The 2,833-nt window shown below is 56.1% G+C and carries 2 rRNA genes; both read left to right on the top strand.

Annotated features, from left to right (window positions below):
• The first annotated feature begins 204 nt into the window (after positions 1-204).
• A 16S ribosomal RNA gene (locus B0T44_RS26105) occupies positions 205-1,723 on the top strand.
• A 308-nt stretch (positions 1,724-2,031) separates the two neighbouring features.
• A 23S ribosomal RNA gene (locus tag B0T44_RS26100) occupies positions 2,032-2,833 on the top strand; the annotation flags it as partial.

The raw sequence follows: 2,833 nt of genomic DNA, 5'->3' as shown, positions 1-2,833 counted from the left end.
GTGTGTGCGTGTGTTCTTTGAGAACTCAATAGTGTGTCGATGAATGTCAGTGCCAAATGTTTTTGGTTTCCGGTTCTTCATACCCCCGTGTGAGGGACTGGATGTTTTTTGTCAGCTATTTTCCGGCTGGCGATTGTTTTGCTAGGTTTTCGGACTCTAGTTAGATATTTCTGATTCACCCTTTTGTGGGTGTTTCGTGAGTCTTCAACGGAGAGTTTGATCCTGGCTCAGGACGAACGCTGGCGGCGTGCTTAACACATGCAAGTCGAGCGGTAAGGCCCTTCGGGGTACACGAGCGGCGAACGGGTGAGTAACACGTGGGTGATCTGCCTCGCACTCTGGGATAAGCCTGGGAAACTGGGTCTAATACCGGATACGACCACTAGTCGCATGGTTGGTGGTGGAAAGATTTATCGGTGCGAGATGAGCCCGCGGCCTATCAGCTTGTTGGTGGGGTAATGGCCTACCAAGGCGACGACGGGTAGCCGGCCTGAGAGGGCGACCGGCCACACTGGGACTGAGACACGGCCCAGACTCCTACGGGAGGCAGCAGTGGGGAATATTGCACAATGGGCGAAAGCCTGATGCAGCGACGCCGCGTGAGGGATGACGGCCTTCGGGTTGTAAACCTCTTTCGACTCCGACGAAGCGCAAGTGACGGTAGGAGTAGAAGAAGCACCGGCCAACTACGTGCCAGCAGCCGCGGTAATACGTAGGGTGCGAGCGTTGTCCGGAATTACTGGGCGTAAAGAGCTTGTAGGCGGTTTGTCGCGTCGTCTGTGAAAACTCACAGCTCAACTGTGAGCTTGCAGGCGATACGGGCAGACTTGAGTACTGCAGGGGAGACTGGAATTCCTGGTGTAGCGGTGAAATGCGCAGATATCAGGAGGAACACCGGTGGCGAAGGCGGGTCTCTGGGCAGTAACTGACGCTGAGAAGCGAAAGCGTGGGTAGCGAACAGGATTAGATACCCTGGTAGTCCACGCCGTAAACGGTGGGTACTAGGTGTGGGTTTCCTTCCACGGGATCCGTGCCGTAGCTAACGCATTAAGTACCCCGCCTGGGGAGTACGGCCGCAAGGCTAAAACTCAAAGGAATTGACGGGGGCCCGCACAAGCGGCGGAGCATGTGGATTAATTCGATGCAACGCGAAGAACCTTACCTGGGTTTGACATACACCGGAAACCTGCAGAGATGTAGGCCCCCTTGTGGTCGGTGTACAGGTGGTGCATGGCTGTCGTCAGCTCGTGTCGTGAGATGTTGGGTTAAGTCCCGCAACGAGCGCAACCCTTATCTTATGTTGCCAGCGCGTAATGGCGGGGACTCGTGAGAGACTGCCGGGGTCAACTCGGAGGAAGGTGGGGACGACGTCAAGTCATCATGCCCCTTATGTCCAGGGCTTCACACATGCTACAATGGCCGGTACAGAGGGCTGCGATACCGTGAGGTGGAGCGAATCCCTTAAAGCCGGTCTCAGTTCGGATCGGGGTCTGCAACTCGACCCCGTGAAGTTGGAGTCGCTAGTAATCGCAGATCAGCAACGCTGCGGTGAATACGTTCCCGGGCCTTGTACACACCGCCCGTCACGTCATGAAAGTCGGTAACACCCGAAGCCGGTGGCCTAACCCCTTGTGGGAGGGAGCCGTCGAAGGTGGGATCGGCGATTGGGACGAAGTCGTAACAAGGTAGCCGTACCGGAAGGTGCGGCTGGATCACCTCCTTTCTAAGGAGCATTCTCCACCGACACCAACGCTGGTTGGATGGTAAACGTCTGGTGGCAGAGGCTGTTTGGTTCTCGAATGTAGAGCCGCAGTTGCTCATGGGTGGAACGCTGACATGTGCCAGGCTTGTGGGTCTGGATGTAGTCGACACACTGTTGGGTCCTGAGAGAACAGACGTTCTTTCCAGGCAAGAAAAACGACGAGGCTGATCTTCAGTCATACCGCCGGGCTTGTGGTTCGGGCTGGTGCTGGGTTTGGGTTGGTCTTGTGTGTTGTTTGAGAACTGCACAGTGGACGCGAGCATCTTTGTTAGTAAGTGTTGAAGAGCGTACGGTGGATGCCTTGGCACCAGGAGCCGATGAAGGACGTAGGAGGCTGCGATAAGCCTCGGGGAGCTGTCAACCGAGCTGAGATCCGAGGATGTCCGAATGGGGAAACCCAGCACGAGTGATGTCGTGTTACCCGCATCTGAATGTATAGGGTGTGTGGAGGGAACGCGGGGAAGTGAAACATCTCAGTACCCGCAGGAAGAGAAAACAATTGTGATTCCGTGAGTAGTGGCGAGCGAAAACGGAGGAGGCTAAACCGTGTAGATGTGAGAGCCGGCAGGCGTTGTCTATGCGGGGTTGTGGGGTTGCTCTTCTCAGTTCTGCCGAGCTGGGCGTGAGTCAGAAACCGTTGTGTTAGCTGAAGTGGTCTGGGACGGCCTACCGTAGAGGGTGAGAGTCCTGTAGGTGAAAACATGACGGCTCATGTGAGTGATACCCGAGTAGCAGCGGGCCCGTGAAATCTGCTGTGAATCTGCCGGGACCACCCGGTAAGCCTGAATACTCCCTGGTGACCGATAGCGGACTAGTACCGTGAGGGAAAGGTGAAAAGTACCCCGGGAGGGGAGTGAAATAGTACCTGAAACCGTGCGCTTACAATCCGTCAGAGCCTGCGCAGTCCTTGTGGCTGGTGGGTGATGGCGTGCCTTTTGAAGAATGAGCCTGCGAGTTAGTGGCATGTGGCGAGGTTAACCCGTGTGGGGTAGCCGTAGCGAAAGCGAGTCCGAATAGGGCGGTCCAGTCGCATGTTCTAGACCCGAAGCGGAGTGATCTACCCATGGCCAG

This window comes from Nocardia donostiensis, assembly GCF_002081715.1.
Taxonomy (GTDB): domain Bacteria; phylum Actinomycetota; class Actinomycetes; order Mycobacteriales; family Mycobacteriaceae; genus Nocardia; species Nocardia donostiensis.
Note: the sequence above shows the minus strand (reverse complement) of the source record. Positions and strands in the feature narration are given on the sequence as shown.